This window comes from Amycolatopsis sp. DSM 110486 (assembly GCF_019468465.1).
Lineage (GTDB): Bacteria > Actinomycetota > Actinomycetes > Mycobacteriales > Pseudonocardiaceae > Amycolatopsis.
In genome coordinates this window covers 3,494,020-3,513,975 of record NZ_CP080519.1, presented here as the reverse complement: position 1 = coordinate 3,513,975, position 19,956 = coordinate 3,494,020, and the positions used below count along the sequence as shown (strand labels likewise).

Annotated in this window: 18 protein-coding genes and 1 tRNA gene; 9 read left to right on the top strand and 10 right to left on the bottom strand. The window is 68.7% G+C overall.

The genetic code is table 11. The annotated features are described in order from the left end of the window. Nucleotides 1-15 precede the first annotated feature (15 nt). Nucleotides 16-915, top strand: a complete 900-nt coding sequence (locus K1T34_RS17010) for an amidohydrolase family protein (protein ID WP_220245230.1) — start codon at nt 16-18, stop codon at nt 913-915. 281 nt (nt 916-1,196) lie between these two features. Continuing rightward, nucleotides 1,197-1,976, top strand: a complete 780-nt coding sequence (locus K1T34_RS17005; protein WP_370643825.1) for an IclR family transcriptional regulator — start codon at nt 1,197-1,199, stop codon at nt 1,974-1,976. 17 nt (nt 1,977-1,993) lie between these two features. Here K1T34_RS17005 and K1T34_RS17000 read toward each other — a convergent pair whose 3' ends face one another. The 3 genes from K1T34_RS17000 to K1T34_RS16990 form a co-directional block, all read right to left on the bottom strand. Continuing rightward, on the bottom strand, nt 1,994-2,434 hold the full coding sequence (locus tag K1T34_RS17000; protein ID WP_220245228.1) for a GNAT family N-acetyltransferase: 441 nt from the start codon (nt 2,432-2,434) through the stop codon (nt 1,994-1,996). A gap of 111 nt (nt 2,435-2,545) precedes the next feature. Continuing rightward, the gene (locus tag K1T34_RS16995) at nt 2,546-3,106 is read right to left on the bottom strand and encodes a TetR/AcrR family transcriptional regulator (protein ID WP_220245227.1); all 561 of its coding nucleotides are present in this window, start codon (nt 3,104-3,106) and stop codon (nt 2,546-2,548) included. Further along, the gene (locus tag K1T34_RS16990; RefSeq protein ID WP_220245226.1) at nt 3,103-3,429 is read right to left on the bottom strand and encodes a multidrug efflux SMR transporter; all 327 of its coding nucleotides are present in this window, start codon (nt 3,427-3,429) and stop codon (nt 3,103-3,105) included. Before K1T34_RS16990 ends, K1T34_RS16995 begins: the two co-directional genes overlap by 4 nt. A 178-nt stretch (nt 3,430-3,607) precedes the next feature. Between K1T34_RS16990 and K1T34_RS16985 the strand changes: the two genes are divergently transcribed. From K1T34_RS16985 to K1T34_RS16970, 4 genes are all read left to right on the top strand, one after another. Continuing rightward, a complete protein-coding gene (locus tag K1T34_RS16985) occupies nt 3,608-5,869 on the top strand; it encodes a (Fe-S)-binding protein (protein ID WP_220245225.1) in 2,262 nt (753 codons plus the stop codon). Between the two features lie 207 nt (nt 5,870-6,076). Then, entirely contained in the window at nt 6,077-6,952 is an 876-nt protein-coding gene (locus tag K1T34_RS16980) for a hypothetical protein (protein ID WP_220245224.1), read from the top strand. A gap of 299 nt (nt 6,953-7,251) precedes the next feature. Beyond that, on the top strand, nt 7,252-7,665 hold the full coding sequence (locus tag K1T34_RS16975) for a DUF742 domain-containing protein (protein ID WP_220245223.1): 414 nt from the start codon (nt 7,252-7,254) through the stop codon (nt 7,663-7,665). Between the two features lie 27 nt (nt 7,666-7,692). Beyond that, nucleotides 7,693-8,697, top strand: coding sequence for a cation diffusion facilitator family transporter (locus K1T34_RS16970; RefSeq protein ID WP_220245222.1), 1,005 nt, complete (start codon nt 7,693-7,695; stop codon nt 8,695-8,697). A gap of 14 nt (nt 8,698-8,711) precedes the next feature. Here K1T34_RS16970 and K1T34_RS16965 read toward each other — a convergent pair whose 3' ends face one another. The 3 genes from K1T34_RS16965 to K1T34_RS16955 all read right to left on the bottom strand — a co-directional run bounded on the left by K1T34_RS16965 (nt 8,712) and on the right by K1T34_RS16955 (nt 15,537). Then, nucleotides 8,712-9,374 carry a CAP domain-containing protein gene (locus K1T34_RS16965; RefSeq protein ID WP_370643706.1) on the bottom strand — a complete coding sequence of 221 codons (663 nt, stop codon included), beginning with the start codon at nt 9,372-9,374 and terminating at the stop codon, nt 8,712-8,714. A 274-nt stretch (nt 9,375-9,648) separates the two neighbouring features. Then, nucleotides 9,649-15,003, bottom strand: coding sequence for a DUF11 domain-containing protein (locus K1T34_RS54475; protein ID WP_220245220.1), 5,355 nt, complete (start codon nt 15,001-15,003; stop codon nt 9,649-9,651). A gap of 63 nt (nt 15,004-15,066) precedes the next feature. Beyond that, nucleotides 15,067-15,537 carry a MarR family winged helix-turn-helix transcriptional regulator gene (locus tag K1T34_RS16955; protein WP_220245219.1) on the bottom strand — a complete coding sequence of 157 codons (471 nt, stop codon included), beginning with the start codon at nt 15,535-15,537 and terminating at the stop codon, nt 15,067-15,069. An 87-nt stretch (nt 15,538-15,624) separates the two neighbouring features. Here K1T34_RS16955 and K1T34_RS16950 point away from each other — a divergent pair, with 87 nt between their 5' ends. Beyond that, nucleotides 15,625-16,812 carry an NAD(P)/FAD-dependent oxidoreductase gene (locus K1T34_RS16950; RefSeq protein ID WP_220245218.1) on the top strand — a complete coding sequence of 396 codons (1,188 nt, stop codon included), beginning with the start codon at nt 15,625-15,627 and terminating at the stop codon, nt 16,810-16,812. Here the strand turns inward: K1T34_RS16950 and dcd are convergent. Together dcd and K1T34_RS16940 are read right to left on the bottom strand one after the other, a co-directional pair. Continuing rightward, nucleotides 16,809-17,390: a dCTP deaminase gene (gene dcd / locus K1T34_RS16945; RefSeq protein WP_220245217.1), complete on the bottom strand. Its 582-nt coding sequence runs from the start codon at nt 17,388-17,390 to the stop codon at nt 16,809-16,811. The genes K1T34_RS16950 and dcd overlap by 4 nt on opposite strands. Before the next feature lie 84 nt (nt 17,391-17,474). Continuing rightward, a complete protein-coding gene (locus K1T34_RS16940) occupies nt 17,475-18,671 on the bottom strand; it encodes an oxygenase MpaB family protein (RefSeq protein WP_220247249.1) in 1,197 nt (398 codons plus the stop codon). A gap of 119 nt (nt 18,672-18,790) precedes the next feature. Here K1T34_RS16940 and K1T34_RS16935 point away from each other — a divergent pair. Further along, nucleotides 18,791-18,864 (top strand) — tRNA-Gly (locus K1T34_RS16935). 87 nt (nt 18,865-18,951) lie between these two features. After that, nucleotides 18,952-19,227 (top strand): hypothetical protein, encoded by a 276-nt coding sequence (locus K1T34_RS16930; protein ID WP_220245216.1) that lies wholly within the window; start codon nt 18,952-18,954, stop codon nt 19,225-19,227. A gap of 6 nt (nt 19,228-19,233) precedes the next feature. On the opposite strand, the gene K1T34_RS16925 is transcribed toward K1T34_RS16930, so the two are convergent. Together K1T34_RS16925 and K1T34_RS16920 are read right to left on the bottom strand one after the other, a co-directional pair. Beyond that, complete coding sequence (locus tag K1T34_RS16925) at nt 19,234-19,548, bottom strand: antibiotic biosynthesis monooxygenase (protein WP_220245215.1); 315 nt, start codon at nt 19,546-19,548, stop codon at nt 19,234-19,236. Then, nucleotides 19,545-19,937 carry a nuclear transport factor 2 family protein gene (locus tag K1T34_RS16920; protein ID WP_220245214.1) on the bottom strand — a complete coding sequence of 131 codons (393 nt, stop codon included), beginning with the start codon at nt 19,935-19,937 and terminating at the stop codon, nt 19,545-19,547. The genes K1T34_RS16925 and K1T34_RS16920 overlap by 4 nt, the downstream gene beginning before the upstream one ends. Nucleotides 19,938-19,956 lie beyond the last annotated feature (19 nt).

Below are 19,956 nucleotides of genomic sequence, written 5' to 3'. Positions count from 1 at the left end.
AGGGAGCCGGCACCGATGTACGAAAAGGACGGCGAGCGCTACTTCATCGTCGACGGTCACGTGCACTTCTGGAAGCCGACGGAAGTCGGGTTTCGCCACCAGAGCGAGGAAACGATCGTCCACGACCTGTTCGAAACCGGGTACGTGGACCACGCGATCTTCCAGCCCGCCGCCACCGCCGACCCCGACGGCGCGGCACCCGGGAGCGCGTTCACCGAGCGGTACCCCGGCCGGTTCACCGTCGCCGGCCTCGAGCCGGTCGCCGGGAACCTCAAGGGCGTCAAGCTCGTTACCACCGAACAGGCGGGCCGGCAGCTGTCGGACCCGTGCTCCTACCGCTTCCTGGAGAAGTGCCAGGAGCTCAGCATCCGCAACATCCACCTCCACGCCGCCCCCTCGATCCGCCCGCTCGACCGCGACGGCTCGGATGGCACGGGCGGCTCCGACGCGTCCGCGGCCTTCGACGCCGCCGGCCTCGACGAGGTCGCCGCGGCGTTCCCGGACCTGCGCTTCATCGTCGAGCACGTGGGCTTGGCGCGGCTGCAGGACTTCTGCTGGATCGCCACGCAGGAGCCGAACGTGTATGCCGGCCTCGCGCTCGCGTTGCCCGCCATCCTCACCCGGCCGCGCCAGTTCGCCGAGATCATCGGCGAGCTGCTCTATTGGATGGACGAGAACCGGATCACGTTCGCCAGCGACTACGGGCTCCAGCACCCGAAGTGGCTAATCGAGTCCTTTGTGGACTTCGAGATGCCGGAGGACTTCCAGGACGAGTACGGCGAGCTCACCACGGACGTGAAGAAGAAGATCCTCGGCCTCAACGCGGCTCGCCTGTACGACCTCGAGGTGCCAGACGGCTGCGGGACCACCGAGGCGGCGGCCGAGATCGGTTCGAACTCGAAAGTACCGGTGTGACGCCGGGACTCACCCGTTCGGTCCAGTGGGCCGAGATCCCGGTCCGCCGGAGTCACCACGGCCCGTCGGCGGACGACCTGCACTGATCTCACCGGGTGAAGCCGAGGCCCGGTCGGTGTGAGCACCCGCGGCGACGTCGGAATCGTTGCCGACCGGGTGCTCCACTTGAGCCGTTCGGAGCACGTATGGTGGTGGGCGCATGTGATCGCCCGTTCACTGCCGAACGGTTTCACGGAGGTGCCGCTGTGTCCGAACCCGCCCTGCCGCTTTCCGACGACGACATCACCGAGAAGGAACCCAGCGGGCTGATCGGTTCGGCGCAGCGGGCGCTGCGCGTGCTCGAGATCGTGGCCGGCGCCGGCGACGGCATCGCGGCCAAAGCCGTGGCCCGGCGCGCCGGCTACAAGCTCTCGACCACCTACCACCTGCTCAACACGCTGGTCCACGAAGGCTATTTGATCCGCCTCGGTCACGGCCGCGGGTTCGGCCTCGGCTACAAGGTCGGCGGCCTCTACCACAGCCTGCTCGGCGAGCTCGACGTCGACCACCAGTTGCGCGACGGCCTTCACCAGCTGCACCTGCGCGTGAGCGCGCCCGCGTACTACACGGTCTTTCGCGACACCGACGTCGTCGTCGCGGCCGTCGCCGACTCGCCGGAGTTCCCGCGCGCCCAGCCGCTCGACTTCGGTTTCCACGAAGCCGCGCACGCCACCGCGTTCGGCAAGGTGATGCTCGCGTCGCTGCCCGCGCGCGAGCGCCGCGACTACCTCGCCGGCGCGGGCATGCCTCGCCTCACCGACCGCACCCGCGTGACGTCACGCGACCTCGAGACGGAGCTCGAAACCGTGGCGCGCTCGGGGATCGCGCTGGAGATCGAGGAGTTCCAGCCCCAGCTCGCGTGCTTGTCCGCGCCGGTGCTCGACACCGAGCAACGCGTGACGGGCGCGGTCGCGTTCTCTGTGCCGGTGCACCAGTTCGTCGACCGCCGCTCGGACCTCGAACGCGCCGCGCGTGCCGGGGCGGCGCACTTCTCGAAGTTGTTGTCCGCCAAGGACAACTGAAAATTCGACCGACCGGTCTACCGTAGTGCTTCCCGGTTGGCCCCCTCGCGTTCGAGGAACCGCCCCTTGGTGTGCTCGCCGAACCCGAACTGCCGGTACAGCCCGTGCGCGTCGGCTGTGTGCAGCATCCAGCGCATGCCGGCGCCCGGGCCGTTGTCGATCATCTCGCGCACGATCTCCTTGCCCAGCCCCGAACCACGTGCGTCCTCGACCACGAACACGTCGGCGAGGTAGGCCGACGTCACGCCGTCGGAGATCGCCCGCGCGAAGCCGACCTGGCGGCCGGTGGCGCGCTCGTACGCGCCGACCACACGCCACGACCCGGCGACGGCCGCCTCGACCTGATCACGCGTGCGCCAGCGGCCCCAGTAGGCCTCGGTGGAGAGGAACTTCCACAGCACGTCGAGGTCGAGCCGGCCGGGGTCGTCGTCGAGTTCGTAGTCGCCTGCGATCCGCATACCCGCAAGTTACCAATCCGGCCAGAAGTAGGCGGGCACGCAACCGGACCTGACCGCGGCTGGCGACTGTTCCCGCCGTGACTGTGGTCGGATTGGTAACCAACAGCACAGTCACCGCGGCTTGAGCAGGTAGTCCACCACGGGCCGCAGCTCTTCGGCCGACGGCGGTTCGTCGTCGATCAGGCCCTGGATCAGCAGGCCGTCGATGCCGGCGAGGAAAACCCGGAACGCGACCTCGTTGTCGTGGCGGACCATGGACGTGAGGACGTCGAGCCAGCGCCGCGCGGCCGGGCGCAGCTCGGGTTTGCGCGCGGCCAGCAGGTACAGCTCGTACTCGGCCATCGTGCGGCCGCGGCGCGGCCCGAGTGCCTCCGCGAGCAGGCCGGCGACCTCTTCGGCGCCGCGGCTGCCGCGCGATCGGGCGCGGTCGATCATCCAGTAGACCTCGGTGGCCATGTCGCGCGCGCAGGAGATGAGAGTGGCCACGAGCAGGTCGTCGAGCGAGGCGAAGTGGTACGTGGTCGACGCGGTGGGCACGTCGGCCTCCACCGCCACCGTGCGGTGCGTGACGCCGGCGACGCCGTTGCGCTCGATCACCCGCAGGGTGGCCGCGATGATCTCCGCGCGCCGCTTCTCGCCGCGCGCCTTGCGGCCGTCGACTTGGATCTTCACTGGTTGCTCCCGACCTCGATCAGCACCACTCCGCCGATCACGAGCACGAGCCCGCCGGCCATCACCAGGTTGATCGGTTCCTTGAGGAACAGGACCCCGATGATCGCCACGAGCGCCACGCCGACGGCGGCCCACACCGCGTACGCGATGCCGAGCGGCAACCCCGACTTCAGCACGCGGGAAAGTGCGAAGAACGCTACGCCGTACCCGACGGCGACCAGCGCGGACGGCACGACTTTCGTGAAGCCCTCGGAGAGCTTCAGGGAAACGGTGGCCGTCACTTCTGCGGCAATCGCCAAAGCGAGGTACAAGTAAGCACCCATGAGGACAAAACTACCTGAACGATCGTCTCACTAGCCAGCGAGGCGTGCACCACATCGGTGGGACTTGGGCGCTGCCAACCAGTTACCCATCAGTAAGAAGCGTTACCCTGCTCGGCACCGGCGCTGTGAGAAACGCACAGGCACCGGCACCACCACACCGGACGAAAGGCACCCGACGATGGGCGCTGTAGAGCTGACGCTCGGGGGGATCTCGGTCCTCCTGGGCATCTTCGCCTGGGGACTGTTCATCGCCACCATCGCCCGCTTCGTGCGGGTGATCCGGCTGGGCCAGCCCGACCCGACGCGCAACGGCCCGTTCATGCCGCGGCTCGGAACCCTGATCAAGGAGTTCGCCGCGCACACGCGCATGGCGAAGTTCCGTCAGGTCGCGCCCTGGCACTGGATGGTGATGTGGGGCTTCCTCATCGGGTCGCTCGCGCTGTTCGAGGCCTACGGCGAGGTGTTCGTGCCGACGTGGGGCTGGCCGGTCCTCGAGGACTGGTCGCTGTGGAGCCTGCTCATGGAGCTGCTCGGCGTGGGCACGATCGTCGGCGGCATCGGCCTGGTGATCATCCGCCAGGCCAACCACCCGCGCCGCGCCGACCGGCAGTCGCGCTTCGCAGGCTCGAACTTCAAGTGGGCCTACTTCGTCGAGGCCGTGGTGATCATCGAGGGCATCGGCATCATCGGCGTGCGCGCGGCGAAGGCCGCGATGGGCGTGCACGAGACGCCGACGTGGGCCGCCTTCGTGTCCAACCCGCTGTCGCACGCGCTGCCTGCCAGCGCCGCGCTCGTGTCGGTGTTCGCGTTCATCAAGCTGATGAGCGCCACGGTGTGGCTGATCGTGGTGGCCCGCACGATGACCATGGGCATCGCGTGGCACCGCTTCAGCGCGTTCTTCAACATCTACTTCAAGCGCGAGGACGACGGCGGCGTCGCGCTCGGCGCGGTGAAGCCGATGATGAGCAAGGGCAAGGTGCTCGACCTCGAGGAGGCCGATCCGGACGAGGACACGTTCGGCGTCGGCAAGGTCGAGGACTTCAGCTGGAAGGGCTGGCTCGACTTCTCCACCTGCACCGAGTGCGGCCGTTGCCAGTCGCAGTGCCCCGCGTGGAACACGGGCAAGCCGCTGTCGCCGAAGCTGCTGATCACACAGCTGCGCGACCACGCGTACGCGAAGGCGCCGTACCTGCTCGCCGGCGGCAAGCGGGACATGGCCGGTGACGAGATCGGCCTGACCGGCGACAACCCGCATGCCGGCATCGACGTGCTGGCGCTGGCCGAATCGGAGCGGCCGCTGATCGGCGGCGCCGAAGACGGTGGCGTGATCGACCCCGACATGCTGTGGTCCTGCACTTCCTGTGGCGCGTGCGTCGAGCAGTGCCCGGTGGACATCGAGCACGTCGACCACATCGTGGACATGCGCCGCTACCAGGTGATGATCGAGTCTTCGTTCCCCACCGAGCTCAACGGCATGTTCAAGAACCTGGAGAACAAGGGCAACCCGTGGGGCCAGAACGCCAAGGACCGTCTCCAGTGGACGGAGGACCTCGACTTCGAGGTGCCGGTGTTCGAGGGCGATCTGGGCGACGCGGAGTACCTGTTCTGGGTCGGCTGCGCCGGCGCGTTCGAGGACCGCGCGAAGAAGACCACGCGTGCCGTGGCCGAGCTGCTGCACATCGCGGGCGTGAAGTACACCGTGCTCGGCTCGGAGGAGTCGTGCACCGGTGACCCGGCGCGGCGCGCGGGCAACGAGTTCCTGTTCCAGATGCTGGCGCAGCAGAACGTCGAGGTCCTCAACTCGGTGTTCGAGGGCCGCGAGCGCAAGGCGCGCAAGGTCGTGGTGACCTGCGCCCACTGCTTCAACACGCTCGCCAACGAGTACCCGGAGCTGGGAGGCCAGTTCGACGTCGTGCACCACACGCAGCTGCTCAACCGCCTGGTGCGGGAGAAGTACCTGACGCCGGTCGCGCCCGTTGCGGAGGACGTCACCTACCACGACCCGTGCTACCTGGGCCGCCACAACAAGGTCTACGACGCTCCGCGTGAGCTCGTCGGGGCCTCGGGCGCGAAGCTGCGCGAGATGCCGCGCCACGGCGACCGGTCCATGTGCTGCGGCGCCGGCGGCGCGCGGATGTGGATGGAGGAGAAGATCGGCAAGCGGATCAACGTCGAGCGCGTGGACGAGGCGCTCGGCACCGCGCCGTCGAAGATCGCGACCGGCTGCCCGTTCTGCCGCGTGATGCTCACCGACGGCGTGACCGCGCGACAGAGCGACGGCCTCGCGAGCGAGCGGGTCGAGGTCGTGGACGTCGCTCAGCTGCTGCTCACGTCCGTGAAGCGCAAGCCGGAGACCGCCTTGGTGGCGACAGGGGCGCCGTCACTGGAGGACACCCCGGCAGAAGGGGCGGACGAGGAGCAGCCGGCTTCGGCCGAATAGCCGATCCCAAACTGGAATGAACGCCCCTTTCGTGATGGTTCGCCATCATGAAAGGGGCGTTTCTCGATCATTTGTCACGGGAACAGTCGTGATTAACGGCCCGTGTACGAATGCTCGCAGAGCGACACGATCACTTCATGCCATTTCGCAAGACGGCGGTCGCCGCGCTCGCTCTGTTCTCCCCGTTCGTCGCCGAATTCCTGCTCGGTGATCAAATACCTGGCCAGGCGGCCTGGCGAGGTTTTGATCACCCAGCAGCTCGGCATGTTCGCGATGTTCGTGGCGCTCTACGGCTCGGCCGCGGTGCTGATCCGCGAGGTCGCGCGCCGCCGCGGCCGGGGCTGGCCGACGATCCTCACGCTCGCGCTGGCCTTCGGCGTCGTCGAAGAAGGCCTGCTCACGCAAACGTTGTTCAACCCGCACTACCTCGGCCTCGACCTCCTGGGCCCCGCGCACGTGCCGGTGCTCGGCATCGGTGGCCAGTGGACGGTGTTCGTGCTGACGCTGCACGTGGTCTGGAGCATCGCTTCGCCGATCGCGATCGGGGAGGCGTTCTTCGGGCGCGAGCCGTGGCTGCGCCGGCCGGGCACGGTGGCGTGGACCTGCGCGCTGCTCGTCGGCGCGGCGGGGACGTTCCTGGTGTCTCGCATGATGGGAACTCCGGCGTTCCTCGCGGCGCCCGGACAGCTGGTCGGCGCGGCCGTGGTGGCCGTGGCGCTCGTAGTGTTTGCCTTGCGCCTGCCCGTCCGAACCCTTGACACGCGGGGCTCGGCGTGGGCCGGGTTCGCCGTCGGACTGGGGGCGAGCACGCTGTTCCACCTGGTGGACAAGACCGCGCTGCTCCATTCGTGGGGCACGGTCGCGTTGATGCTGGCGCTCGAAGCGGCCGTGGTCGCGTACGCCGTGCGCTGCCGTCCGTCCGCGTTTTCCCTGGCAGCAGGCGCGATTGTCACGTACTGCTGGGTCGGTCTGCTGACCGCCGCGGGCAACCCGGTCGCGCTGATCGAACAGGTGGTCCTCGTGGCCGCGACGCTTTCGGTACTCGCGCTCACGGCCCGTCGGCGAATTCCGGTAAACGTTTGACACAAGAGGCACGGGCGTACCGGAATGCCACGAAAACGTTTACCGTGCACAATTTCTGCACCTCTGGTCCGGCTTCGTCACATTGCCGATGACAGACAGGACAACGGGCGTAATCTACGGTTCCTCGCGATCGACGCCGCTTGCGGGAAGCGAATTCGGCTACCGATATAAGGGGGCGCGACGTGGCGAACGGGTACAGCGGACCTGGTTACACCGGCCACTCGGGCACCCCCTTTTCGCCTTCCGGGCGAGTCAGCGTCGCGCCGGGCCGGACCCCCGAACCCGTTTGGCCGAGCGAAGTGCCCGAGGAGTTCGCGGGCGAGCCCGTGGTGGGCGACGGATGGGTCTCCGACCCATCGCCGGTCCCCGGCCCGCGGACACTCGTCCGGCCGTACGTCCTCACCCGCGGTCGCACGCACTCCCGCCGCAACCTCGCCATCGAGGCGCTCGTGAAGGCCAACGCCCGGGACCCGCGCTGGCACTCGCCTCAGGTGAAGGGCGAGTTTCGGATCGTGCGGTCGCTGTGCCTGTACCCGCGGTCGGTGGCGGAGGTCGCCGCCACGTTGAGCGTTCCCCTCGGCGTCGCCCGGGTTCTGCTCGACGACCTGGCCGAGCTCGGCCTCGTGACGATCCACGCGCCGCAGCGCAAAGAGGACGGCCGGCCGGCGATCGCGCTCATGGAGCGAGTGCTTTCGGGTCTCAACCGACTCTGACCCACCCGCGCGGCTAGTCTTCTGCGCGTGAGCGAGCAAGAGGAATCGGGCGGTGAGAGCACCCTCACGGTGCTGCTGGCCGGCGGCGTGAACCTGGCCATCGCCATCCTGAAGTTGATCGCCGGGATCATCACCGGCTCGGGCGCGATGCTGTCGGAGGCCGCGCACTCCTTCGCCGACACCATCACCGAGGTCCTGCTGCTCACCGCGCTCAAGCGTTCGGAGCGCCCCGCCGACCGGGTCCACCCGTTCGGCTACGGCAAGGAGCGCTACTTCTGGTCGCTGCTGGCGGCCGTCTCGATCTTCGCCTCGGGCGCGATGTTCGCGCTGTACGAGGGCTTCACCACCGTGTTCGGCGAAAGCGAAGACCAGACGAACCCGATCGTCGGCTACGCGGTGCTGGGCATCGCGTTCGTCCTCGAAGGCGTGTCGTGGCTGCAGGCGATCCGGCAGGTGCGCAAGGAGTCCCGGCAGGAGCGGCGTTCGTTCTTCACCTACCTGCGCATGATCGACGACCCCGCGCCGAAGACCGTGCTGTTCGAGGACTCGGCCGCGTTGATCGGTCTGCTGCTCGCGTTCGCCGGCATCGGGTTGCACCAGCTCACGGGCTCGTCGGTGTGGGACGGCATCGCGTCGATCCTCATCGGACTGCTGCTCGCGTGCGTCGCGTACCTGCTGGGGCGCACCAACCGGGGCCTGCTTGTCGGCCGGCAGGCGGACCCGCGGATCGTGCGCGGAGTGCGCGACCACCTCGTGTCGGCGCCGGAGATCGAGGCGCTGGTGGACTTGCAGACGATGCTGATGGGTACCGACCAGGTGCTGGTGTGTGCCCGCGTGGACTTCGACGATTCACTGGGTGCGGCCGACGTCGAGGTCGCCTGCGTGCGGATCGCGGGCGAGCTGACCGAGGGCTTCCACGACGTCACCGAGGTGTTCATCGAGCCGGTGCCGCGGTCGGATCCGAACCTGCGGGCGGCGGTGCTGGCGCGCTACGGCGACTTGACCACGCAGCCGATCGAGGATTCGCAGTAGGTCTTGCCGGGTTTTCAGTACCCGAAGTCCTGTGTCCAGTACCAGCCGGCGGTGGTCACGCCGACGCCGAGCTTGGTCAGCGAGCAGTTGAGGATGTTCGCGCGGTGGCCGCTGGAGTTCATCCACAGCTGCATCACCTGCTTCGCGCTCGTCGCGCCCTTCGCGATGTTCTCGGCACCCGGCTTGCTGTAGCCGGAGTCGCGGATGCGCTCGTCGAAGTGCTTGCCCTCAGGCGTGTCGTGCGAGAAGTAGTTGCGGGCCGACATGTCGTCGCTGTGGTCCTGCGCGGCCTGGTCGAGGTGTGACTCCTCGGCGACGGGGTCGCAGCCGGCCTTGGCGCGCTCGTCGTTCACGAGGTCCACAATCTGGCCTGCCATCGAGGGGTTCGTGGTGCGGGCCGGGGTCGTCGACGTCGGGGTGGTCTTGGGATTCGGCTTGGGCGGCGCGGGGGTGCCGGTGCCCGGGGTGCCGGACGCGGGCGTCGACGTGGGGCCGGGGCCGGCGGAGGTCGGCGTCGTGGGGGCGGTCGAACCGGACGTCGGGGTGCCGCCCGCGCCGCCCGCGGCCGGGGTGCCGCCCGGAGTGGACGACGACGGCTGCTTCGCGTAGGGATCGACCGGCGGTACGCCGGACAGCGGGTCGGACTGACCTGTGGCGGAGCTACTGAGCGTCGCCACGCTGGGTCTGTCGTGGAGCCACGCTGTCCCCCCGGCGGCGGAGAAACCGCCGAGAAGAACACTCAGTGACACCAAAACCACTCGACCACGCGCACCAATGGGGGACACGGGCGAGAAAATATCACGAACCGATTACGACCGTTACCCCCGAAAGGCGCAGCGCTTTATTTGATCAAGCCTGGGAAATGATCACGTGGTGCGGGGGTTTCCTGGTGCAGGGGGATGGTGATCTCCCGGTGCGCGCTCGGGTCTGAAGAGCTTGGGGAGACTCAACTCACGCTCGTGGCCTGCGGGTGACGCGCAGGAGGAGCGCACCTGCGGCGAGGAGGGCGAGGCTGACCAACGCGTCGGTGGTTCGGTCCGGATCGGGGCCGGGGATCGGCTGCGTTTGTGCGGTCGTTCGGGCGTGGGGGTCGAGGATCCGGACGGTCGCGGCGGCTCGGACGGTGAGCGGTTTTTCGGCGTCGGGTTGGGCCGTGACTTCGACGGCGTCGGTGAGCGTGCCTGCGCGGGGTGCGGTGGCGGTGCGGGTCCATTCGCGCCGGCTGCCGGGGTCGAGGTGGTGGCCGTCGAGTGTGAGCGGGGTGGTGCCGGTGTTGGCGGCGGTGACGAGGAACGTGACGGTGTCGCCGGGGTTCGCGGTGGGGTCGGCTTGTTCGGTGAGGTTGAGGGCTGGGCGTGGGGTGGGTCGGGCCCGCTTGGGGGCAGCGGAGTTCTCGACGTTGGTGGTCGTGGTGGTGGTCGCCGTGAGCTGGTGGCCGGCGGGGTCGTGAGCGGTGGCGGTGGTGTCGGTGACGGCGGTCGTTTGGGCTGTGAGGGTGCAGGCGCGGAGGGTTTCGGCGTCGGGCTCGAGTCTGGGCAGCGTGAACGCGCAGGCCGCGTCGGTGGCGCGAACGGTCACGTCGTGCAGTGCTGCGTCTCCGGTGTTGCGGACGGTCGTCAGGTACGTCACAGGGTCACCGGAACGGATGGGCTGGTCGAGGTGATCGGTCCTGACGGTGAGTCCGGGGTGGATCACGGGGACGGGCGCGTTCGCGGTGGTGGTGATGGGGGCGCCGCGGGTCGGGGTGGCGGTGACCTGAGTGGTGTCGGTGGTCGTGCCGGTCGCGGTGGTGGTGCACGGGTAGCGCTGGATGCCGTTGACGGGCAGCGTCGAGAAGGTCCGCGTGCATTCGGGAGCCTGGGGGTCGGTGACGTGGACGTCGTGCAGTTCGGTGTCGCCGGTGTTGGTGAGGACGAGGTCGAAGCGCACGGAGTCGTCGGGGGCGAAGGGACCTTCGGCGCTGGTTTTCGTGACGGTGAGTTTCGGTTGCAGCACCTCGAACGACGCTTGCGCCGATGACGTCACCGTGCGTTGTGTCGGATCGGTGCCGGTGGCCTTGGTGGTGCTGGTGAAACCGGTCTTGCCCGCGACCGTCGTGCAGGTGTAGGTCTCCTCGGCGTCGGGCGCGAGGGTGGCGAAGTCGCGGGCGCAGGCGGCGGTGTGATCGTCCACAACGGACACCTTGGTCAGCGGTACGTCGCCGACGTTCTTAACCAGCAAGGAGAATGTGACGGTGTCGCCTTCGCGGACCTGGTACGGCTCGGCGTCGGCCATGATCGCGAGCTCGGGGTGGATCACGTCGACGTTCGTGGTGCCGGACGCGGTCACGGGGCGGGTCGTCGGGTCGTTGGCCGTGGCGTTGACGGTGGTGGTGAAGTCGTCGGGCGCGGCTTTGACGGTGCAGGTGTAGGTGGCGGCGGCGCCGGTGGCCAACTGGTCGAGGGTGTGGGCGCAGCCGGTGAGGGTGATTTTCGTCAGCGGGGTGTCACCGGTGTTGGCGACGGTGACGGTGATCGTGACGTCGTCGCCGGGCCGCGCTTGTGCTTGTGCGGCAACGGGTTTCACGGTGAGCGCCGGGTGGATCACGTCGATCTTCGCGTCGGCGGCCGCGGTGAGTGCGGGGCCGGTGGTGGGGGTGCCGGTGACTCGTGCGGTGAACACGGCGTCGTCGGCGGGGGCGGGTGAGGTGCAATCGTAGGACTGGGTCGCACCGGGGGCGAGGGTGTCGAAGGTCTTGGCGCACGCCGGTACTCGGTCGTCGGCTACTTGCACAGCGGTGACCGGTGAGTCGCCGGTGTTGGTGACGGTGAGTGTGGTGGTCACGGCGTCGCCGGCGTGAAAGGGACCGCCGTGCACGGTGCGGGTGAGCGAGAGGCCGGGGTGGACGACGGTGAACGCGGCGTCGGCTGTCGCGGTGACGGTGCCGCCGAGTGGGTCGGTGGCGGTGACTTTCGCGGTGTTGGTGTAGCCGTCGGAGCCGGCATCGGTCGTGCAGGTGTAGTGGTCGGTGGCGCCGGGGGCGAGGGTGTTGCCGTCCGTGCGGGCGCAGGCCGGGGTCTTGTCGTCCACAATGGACACGTTGGTGAGCGGAACGTCGCCGGTGTTGCTCGCTGTGATCGTGAAGGTGACTTGGTCCCCTTCACGCACTTGCTGCGGCTTTGCCGACTGGGTGATCGTGACGGCGGGGTGGATCACGTCGAGGTGCGCGCCGGCGGTCGCGGTGACCGGGCGGTTCGACGGATCGGTGCCGGTGGCTTTCGCGGTGCTGGTGAGGTCGTCGCCGGCGGAGTGGGTGCAGGTGTAGTTCTGTTTCGCCTGCGGGGCCAGGGTTCCGAGGCGGTGGGCGCATTCGGGTGCTGCTGGGTCTTCGATGGTGACGTCGTGTAGTTCGGCGTCGCCCGTGTTGGTGGCGGTGATCGTGAACGTCGCCGGCTCGCCGGGCCGCACGACCGTCGGCGTGACCGTCTGCGTGACGGCGATGGCCGGGTGGATCACGTCGATGGCGGCCTCGGCGCTCGCCGACACGAGCGGTCCCACCGGTGGGGTGGCGGTGACGGTGAGCGATTCGGTGACGTCGTCGGCGGGTGCGGTGGTGGTGCAGTTGAAGGTCCAGGTGGCACCGGGTGTCAGGGTGTCGTGGTCCTGCGTGCACGCGTCGGCGCGGGCCGCGGTGGTGACGTGGGGTTTCGTGAGGGGGGTGTCGCCGGTGTTCTTGACGGTGACCTGGATAGGCACGCTGTCGTGCTCGCGGAAGGGTCCACCTTGGACGGTGGTGGCGAGCGTGACGGCCGGGTGCTGGACGGTGAACTTCGCGTCGGCCGACGCCGTGACGGTGCGGGCGGTCGGGTCCGTTCCCGTGACGGTGACGGAGTTGGTGAAGCCGTCCGTTCCGGCCACCGTGGTGCAGGTGAAGGTCTGTTTCCCTTGCGGTGCCAGGGTTCCGAGCTTCTTGGCGCAGTCGGGAACCTTACCGCTGGTCACGGCGAGCTTCTCCAGTGGGACGTCACCGGTGTTGCTCACCGTGACGCTGAAGGCCACGCGGTCCCCTTCGCGTACCTGCGCGGGTGCGGCGGATTCCGTGACCGCGACGGCGGGGTGGATGACGTCGACTGGCGCGTCGGCCGTCACGCTGAGCTGTTTGCCCAGCTCATCCTTGCCGGTCGCGACGGCGGGATCGGTGAAGTCGTCGCCCGGCGCGAGCAAATCGCACTGGTAGGTCTGCGTGGCCTGCGGGGCGAGCGTGCCGAACTTCCGCACACAGCCGGGTGTGCGGTCGTCGGCCACCGCGACGCCGTCGAGCGGCGCGTCACCGGTGTTCTTCAGCGTGACGGTGAAGGTCACGCGGTCCCCCTCGCGCACCTGCGCCGGCGCGGCCGTCTTCGTGAGCGACAACGCCGGGTGGATCACCTTCGCCGTGGCCGACGCGGTGTCGGTGACGGGCTGGCCGGACAGGTCGGTGCCGGTCGCCGTCACGGTGTTCGTCGTGGTCAATGCGGGGTTCGCCACGCACGGGAAGCTCTGCTGGGCGCCGGCGGCGAGCGCGCCGAACGTCCGCGAGCACGCCGGCGTGGTGGCGTCGGTGACGACCACGGGGTTCAGCGGGCTGTCGCCGGTGTTGCGCACGGTGATCGTCCAGGTCGCCGGCTCACCGGCGTGGACGACGGCGGGGTCCACCGTCTTGGTGACGTCCAGCGCGGGCGCGATGAGGGGGACGTCGGCGTCGGCGTTGGCCGTCACCGTCTTGCCCAGCGGATCGGTTCCGGCAACCGAAGCGCTGGTGTCGGGCACCGGCGCCTTCGCCGTGCAGGTACCGGTGGTGTGCTGGCCCGGCGCGAGTGTCCCGATCGTGCGCGCGCACGCGCCGACCTTCGCGTCCGTCACGGCGACGTCGTGGAGCGGCACGTCACCGGTGTTGGTGGCGGTGACCGTGAACGTCACGGGGTCGCCGGTGCGATAAGCCGCCTTGTCGGCCTGCTGCGCGAGCGTGATCGCCGGGTGCACGACGTCGACGCGAGTGGTCGCGCTGCCGTCGAGTGCGTCGCCGAGCGTGCTGGTGCCGGTGACCTTCGCGGCGCTCGTGACGTCGCCGTCCGGGGCGGTCACCGTGCACTGGTAACCCGTGGTCGCGCCCGCGGCGAGCTCGCCGATCTTCTTGGCACAGGAGGAAAAGCGCTCGTCGGTCACCTCGACGCCGGTGGCCGCGGTGTCGTTCGGGTTGGTGACACCGACCGTCACGGTGACCTGGCCGCCCGCGTGCGCGCGCGGCGGATCGGCGTGGGTCACGAGCTGTAGATCCGGCACGGGCACGGAGAACACGAGGTTCTGCGCGACGAAATCGTCGCCGGTAGTGCTGAACGCGAGCTTCGCGCTGGTCGCAGCGCTGGGCACGGCGTCGCTGCTGAACGCTTTCGCGTCGATTCCGAAGGTGTTTTTGACATCGGGCTTCGCGGCGTTGTCGGTGCTGGCAACGAAGAAGTTGTCGGACGCGCCGGTGCCGGGTTCGGCGACGGGTTTGTCGTTGATGAGGAAGCGGTCACCCGTCGTGCCCCAGTCGCCGCCTTCGGCGGTCACGCCGACGTGAGCGTCGGCCGAGGCCGCGCGGAAACCGGTGACGGTGGTGGTCGTGGCGGGGCCGTTCGCGCCCTGCGGCACGTGACCGTCGTAGACGTAAATCGCGCGCTTGGCCGGCGCGTACTGCGGATCGCGCGCGGGGTAGGAGAAGACGATCGCCACCGACCAGCCCCCGCCGCACTCGCGGCCGGCGGTGGTCCAGACGTTGGCGGCGGTGAGGGTGAGCGGCGCGCCGGTCGGGGCTGTCGCGAACTGACCGGTCACGTCGGCGTAGGCGGAGTAGAACTTGGCGTCCTCGGCGTAGGACCCGGGCGTGACGTCGGCCTTGGCTGCGCCAACGGAAAACTGCACGGCCTGCGTCTTCGGCGCGCCGGCGGGACTCGCGCACGCTGTCCTCGTGCCACCCCAGCTCAGCCGCGCGAACGCGACCTTCGCGCCCGGTGGGATCGTGACCGACGCGGTGGAGGAGTCGAACGTGCTCGCGTCGGAGTCCACATCGGACCATCGCAACGCGAAATCGCCGGCGGGCTTCTTCGTCTCGCGACTGGCGGCTTTCGCGCAGTCGGCGGCACTCGGCGTGCACTCGACCACGCTGTTGCCGGCGTAGAGGAAATCGCCGTACACCACTTGGTGGTAATTCTGCTGCAATCCCTTGACGGTGTCCGCCTGCGCGGGCATGACAAAGGTGGCCAGGAGGCCGAGTACCGCGAGCAGACGTTTCCCGGCCGAGCCCATGTTCGCGAGCTTTCCACGAACCGGTGAACGAATCGCGTTTTCCAACCCGGCCGTGGCCGCAACTCACTCCAGCGAGCGACTGGTGAGGCGCAAGGTCGACTCGTGGGTGACCGCCGCGGCTCTTTCGAGGAACCCGATCACCGTTCGGAGTTCACCTTCGGAGTAGTCGTTCGCGAGCTCACGCGTCGCGGCCACGATGTGGTCCCACAGGGACACGGCCCGCTCGATCGTCTCCTCCTCCACGCCGACAAGCACCTTCCGCCGATCGTCCGGGTGCGGCGAGCGGGTGACCATCTGCTTGCGCTCGAGCCGGTCGATCAGCGCGGTGATCGACGCCGGCGCCAGGCCCGCGTACTCCGCGAGCTCCTTCGGCGTGAGCGGGCCGAGGCGCGCGACGTAGTCGAGCACCTTGCTCTCGACCGCGGAGAGGTCGCGCAGGATCGCGATCGCGGTGTGGAACATGACCGTCTCCGTGGACAGCTCCCGCGACTTGAGCAGCAGCTGGTCGACCAGTTTCTCGTGCTCGCTTGACACGACGGGCAGCCTAGCGCATCCTTCGGTTGGCAGTATTATTCGAAGTATCGAAATATTCGAGACCATGAACTATACGAGGGGTGAAGGATGTCACGGGTGTTGATCGCGGGCGGGGGTATCGCGGGCACGATCACGGCGATCGCGCTGCACGAGGTGGGCCACGAGCCGGTGCTGTTCGAGGCGTACGACCGCACGGCCGAGGGGGTCGGCGCGTTCCTCACGCTGGCCGTGAACGGGCTCGACGCGCTGGCGCCGTTCGGGCTGAAAGACCTGGTCAAGGGCCTGGGGTTCGACACGCCGAGGATGAGCGTCGGGCTCGGCGACGGCAAGCGGCTGGCCGAGTTCCCGTTGGGCGGGCCGCTGCCGGACGGCACGGTGAGCCAGACCGTGCGCCGCTCGGACCTCTACGTCGCGCTGCGCGACGAGGCCGCCAGACGCGGGGTGCGCACGGAGTTCGGCCGGCGGCTCACGGACGCCTCGCAGACGTCGGCCGAGGTCACCGCGGTGTTCGCCGACGGCTCGTCGGAGTCCGGCGACCTGCTGATCGGTGCGGACGGCCTGCGGTCCACCGTGCGCCGGATCCTCGACCCGGCCGCGCCCGCGCCGCGGTACGTCCCGCTGCTCAACACCGGCGGCTTCACCACGGGTGTGCGGCTCGACGACGAACCGGGCGTGATGCACATGGTGTTCGGCCGCAAGGTGTTCTTCGCGCACGTGGTGCACCCGGACGGTTCGGTGTGGTGGTTCGCCAACGTGCCGCGCGCGACCGAGCCGACGCCGTCGTCGCCGGTCCCGAGCGGTGCTCACTGGCGCGCCGAACTGCTGGACCTGGTGCGCGGTGACCGCACTCGCGCCGCCGAGATCATCGGCGCCACAGAGCACCTCTACGCCCCGTGGTCGACCTACGACTTCCCGTCCGTGCCGGTCTGGCACCGCGGCCGCATCGGCATCATCGGCGACGCCGCCCACGCGACTTCACCGGCCGCCGGCCAGGGCGCGTCGATGGCGATCGAGGACGCCGTCACGCTGGCGCAATGCCTGCGCGACGTCGCTCCGGCCGCCGCGCTGTCGACGTTCGAGACCTTGCGCCGCTCACGCGTGGAAGCGGTGGTGGCCCAGGGAAAACGCAACGGCGACGACAAATCACCGGGCTTCTTCGGCCGCGTCGTCCGCGACTTCTTCATCCGGCGCGCGATGAAGACCGCCGGTGGCGACGACCCCAACGCGTTCATGTGGAACCACCGCATCGACTGGGCGGCCCCGGTGTCGGTCTAGCGCCAGGTATCCACGCGGTGGAAGTTCTTGTACGCCCGGCTCGGCGTCGGCCCGCGCTGGCCCTGGTAGCGGGAGCCCGCTTCCTTCGAGCCGTACGGGAACTCCGCCGAGCTGGACAGGCGGAAGATGCACAGCTGGCCGATCTTCATGCCGGGCCACAGCGTGATCGGCAGGTTCGCGACGTTCGACAGCTCGAGCGTGATGTGCCCCGAGAAGCCGGGGTCGATGAACCCCGCGGTCGAGTGCGTCAGCAACCCCAACCGCCCCAGCGACGACTTGCCTTCGAGCCGTCCGGCGAGGTCGTCGGCCAACGTGACCATCTCGTACGTCGACCCGAGCACGAACTCGCCCGGGTGCAGCACGAAGGGCTCCTCGCCCTCCTTCTCGACCAGCGAGGTCAGCTCGTCCTGCTGCAACTGCGGGTCGATGTGCGTGTACTTGCTGTTGTCGAACACCCGGAAGAACCGATCCAACCGCACATCGATGCTCGACGGCTGGACCATCGCGGCATCAAACGGATCAATCCCGAGCCGGCCGGCGTCGAGCTCTTTGCGGAGGTCACGGTCACTGAGCAGCACGGACGCAGCCTAACGTCTGCTTTGAACCAGGTGGGATCAGGCTGGTTCAGATGATAACTATTCCGGTTCAGACGGTAACTGAACTCAGGCCGCGCGCTCATCGCTCCCGTACGACGTATCCGCCTTGAACACCTCGTGCACCCGCTTCAGATACCGCCGGCGCCCCAGCCCGCCGAGCAGCTCCTGCAGCGCCGTCGCTCCCGGGATGAACCGCCGGGCCGTCTCCGCCGCGAAGTTCACCCCGGCCACCGCCACGACCGCGGCCTGGGCGACCGGGTCGTCCGGCAGCTCCAGGAAATCGGCGTTCTCCTTGCCGAGCACCAGCCGGCTGATCGCGGAGTGCACCGAGACGTTCACGTGCGCCAGCACCTTGCCCGCCGCCCCACGCCCCTCACCGATCGCGGCGTGGCTCTCGACGAGGGCCTTGGCCAGGCGTTTCGAGTCGTCGTCGGGGATGAACTCGGTCGCGGCGAGGAGCCAGAGCAGGCGCCAGGCGTCGCCCTCGTCGGCGGGGAGGAGTTCCTCGTCGACGCCCATCAGCCAGCCGATGTAGCGCCACAGGTGCAGGATGTCCGCGCGCTCGCGTTCGGTGTAGCGGAGGCCGAGCAGCTGTGTGCCGAAGACGTAGACCAGCGAAAACAGCAGCAACGTGCCCGCGGTCTGGACCTGGTTGACGGGCCGGTCCCACTGCTCGTAGTCCCAGTCCTCGCGCTGGTTCATCGCCCGCCGCACGTGCGCGTGCACCACGCGGATCCGCACCGCCGCCCGGAACCCGGCCGCGGTCCGGTCCATCGCCCCGGGCGTGGTGACGTCGATCCACCACGCGGCCGTCTCCACCAGCCGCTTCGGCGCCCGGTTCTTGATCTCCCCGGTCCCCACCAACGCCTTCGTCGCCCGCGACGCCAGATATCCGCCCATCAACGACATGTCGCCCAGCGGAAACAGCCCCAGCAACCCCGCGCGCGTGATCGCCCGCGCCCCACGCTCCAGCCTCGCGCGATCCACCCAATACGGCGTCGCCTCGACGCCCGCCATGAACTCCCGCAGCTCAGCGTCGCTCTCCGGGCCTACCCCATGCACCAACGCCTGCTCGAACCGCGCCCGATTCCCGGCATCCCGCCCGAACCACTCCACCAACGCATCCGCCGGCGCGTCCTGCCGCTGCGCGAACTCCCTCAGCCGCTGCACCTGCTCGTCCCCGGCGCGCAGCCCCTCGACCCCGCGCAACCGCGCGACCAGCCGAAACCCGCCTTGCCGGAACAACACCGGGTCGTCCACCACATCCACCTCCGGCGCCGCCACCCCGTCCGAAAACAAGTGTTGTCACTTGCCCCCGGCGCCGTCAACCCACGCCCCACTGGACACACCGACCACGCTCCCGTGTAAGCTGACGAGGCACTGCGGATGTAGTTCAATGGTAGAACATCAGCTTCCCAAGCTGAATACGCGGGTTCGATTCCCGTCATCCGCTCCATAAATGCAGTGAGGGTGTTTTCCGATTATCGGAAAACACCCTCACTGCTATTTCACCGCCACCCACCGCAAGGGGATAATCCCACCCATGACGCGTGGCGAGCAGCTCTGCGAAGTCATCAACGACCTCCTGCACATCCTCCGCACCGGCGAGCACGACACGTCCTGGAGCAGCTACCGCTCCGTGGACGACGCCATAGTCGAGTTGGAACAGCTCAAAGAGCGCATCCGACAACGTGACCCAAAAGCAGAACAACGACTCAGAGAACTCTTCCTCCCCACCGGCGCCCTCGAAGAAATCGCCGTCTCGAGTGGGTGGAGCGGGACGTGGGTCGGGCTCACCAAGAAGATCGATCCACAATAGACAGACTCACACGTCGTCGCCGACGTCGAGTTTGCGGTAGAAGGTGATCTCCGGCTGGGTGGTGATGCCGGCCGCCGCCATCAAGGCGCCGATGCGGTCGCTTTCGGAGGAGAAGAAGGCCTGGAACGAGGCCTCGTCGGGCCAGACGTCGACAACCAGGAGGTCCTTGTCGTCGGCCCAGAAGTGGTGGGACTGCAGGCCGTGGGCGCGGGCGGAGGCGATGATGGTCGACATGCGGGCGGGGTCGGAGGCGGCGGCCTTCTCGAACTGGGCGCCGTTGCCGGGGACGCGTAGGAGCATCAGCACGGACATCGTGATCACGCCCAGAAGGCGTCGTCGGAGGATTCGTCGTGGGAGACGTCCAGCAGGTCGACCGCTTGGCCGTCGCGCATCCTGAACACCAGCGCGTGACGGGTGTCGAGGTGTTTGTCGCCGCGGGTGCCGGTGGAGTGGTAGACCGTGACGACCTCGTCGTCGTTCGCGTAGACCTCCTCGAGGGCCACGCGGAGGGTGCCGTCGCTGCGGGTGGCGAGTTCGCCGTACATCGACAGGATCGCGTCGCGGCCCTTGTGCTCGCCGGAAAAGACGTTGTGGCCCGGCATGTGTTGCACGGCGTCGGCGGCGATGAGCTCGGACAGGGCCTCGACGTCGCCGGCGGAGAAGGCCGCGTAGCCGCGGCGGATGAGTGTCGCGTTGGGGTGTTCGGCCATCGTGGGGCCCCCTCTGCAA

What these genes read in the sequence shown, in the direction of transcription:
- K1T34_RS17000 (WP_220245228.1), bottom strand. Translation starts at nt 2,434, where the DNA reads ATGCGGATCGCAGGCGACTACGAACTCGACGACGACCCCGGCCGGCTC.
- K1T34_RS16930 (WP_220245216.1), top strand. Translation starts at nt 18,952, where the DNA reads ATGACGCGTGGCGAGCAGCTCTGCGAAGTCATCAACGACCTCCTGCAC.
- K1T34_RS16990 (WP_220245226.1), bottom strand. Translation starts at nt 3,429, where the DNA reads ATGGGTGCTTACTTGTACCTCGCTTTGGCGATTGCCGCAGAAGTGACG.
- K1T34_RS17010 (WP_220245230.1), top strand. Translation starts at nt 16, where the DNA reads ATGTACGAAAAGGACGGCGAGCGCTACTTCATCGTCGACGGTCACGTG.
- K1T34_RS16985 (WP_220245225.1), top strand. Translation starts at nt 3,608, where the DNA reads ATGGGCGCTGTAGAGCTGACGCTCGGGGGGATCTCGGTCCTCCTGGGC.
- K1T34_RS54475 (WP_220245220.1), bottom strand. Translation starts at nt 15,003, where the DNA reads ATGGGCTCGGCCGGGAAACGTCTGCTCGCGGTACTCGGCCTCCTGGCC.
- K1T34_RS16950 (WP_220245218.1), top strand. Translation starts at nt 15,625, where the DNA reads ATGTCACGGGTGTTGATCGCGGGCGGGGGTATCGCGGGCACGATCACG.
- K1T34_RS16920 (WP_220245214.1), bottom strand. Translation starts at nt 19,937, where the DNA reads ATGGCCGAACACCCCAACGCGACACTCATCCGCCGCGGCTACGCGGCC.